Annotated in this window: 2 protein-coding genes; both read left to right on the top strand. The window is 59.8% G+C overall.

Annotation, left to right across the window (positions count from 1 at the left end; all coding sequences use genetic code 11):
* On the top strand, positions 1–208 hold a 208-nt coding region (locus tag PQQ96_RS42110), incomplete at its 5' end, for a helix-turn-helix transcriptional regulator (RefSeq protein WP_408303342.1).
* Positions 209–233: 25 nt separating this feature from the next.
* Positions 234–800 (top strand): ATPase domain-containing protein (locus PQQ96_RS42105; protein ID WP_408303340.1); only part of this gene is annotated, 567 nt, incomplete at its 3' end.

Genomic DNA, 800 nt, shown 5'->3' with positions numbered 1-800 from the left:
CCTCGACGGCAGCACGGCGATCACCCCGGAGATGGCCGTGCGCCTTGGGGTGCTCGCGGGGTTACCCCCTATCTTCTGGCTGCGTATTCAGTGCGAGTACGACCTCCAGCGAGCTCACGTTTCGCTGGCGGACGCTCTGCGCCGAATTCCAAGACGCACCCTACCCCACAAAATCATGAAGGAACTGGGAGCGCTCGATGGACGCTGAGACAGGAATCGCAGGCACGAGACCCATGGCCCGAACCGGCGTGCCGGGACTGGACGACGTTCTGACCGGAGGCCTGACACAAGGAAATATTTTCCTTCTCGAAGGCGAACCTGGGACCGGGAAAACGACCATCGCCCTGCGTTTCCCGCTGGCGGGCGCGGAGGCCGGCGAGCAAGGTCTTTACATCACCTTGTCCGAAACAGAACAGGAGTTGCGCAGCGGTGCAGCCTCTCACGGCTGGAGTCTGAACGACAAAATCGAGGTGTTCGAGGTCGTGCCGCCGGAAAGCCTGCTGGACGCTGACCAGCAGCAAAGCCTGTTGTATTCCTCCGACCTCGAACTTGGAGAGACCACCAAACTGATCCTGGGCGCTTTCGAACGCGTGAAGCCAAAGCGCGTGGTCCTCGATAGTTTGTCGGAAATACGTCTGCTCGCTCAAAGCTCGTTGCGATATCGCCGCCAGGTTCTGGCATTCAAGCATTACTTTTCGCGCCATGGTGCGACGGTCCTGCTGCTCGATGATCTGACCTCGGACGCAGCGGATAAAACCGTTCATAGCGTCGCCCACGGTGTCATCAAGCTTGAAGAGCTC

The organism is Paraburkholderia sediminicola (genome assembly GCF_046027825.1).
Taxonomy (GTDB): domain Bacteria; phylum Pseudomonadota; class Gammaproteobacteria; order Burkholderiales; family Burkholderiaceae; genus Paraburkholderia; species Paraburkholderia sediminicola_D.
Note: the sequence above shows the minus strand (reverse complement) of the source record. Positions and strands in the feature narration are given on the sequence as shown.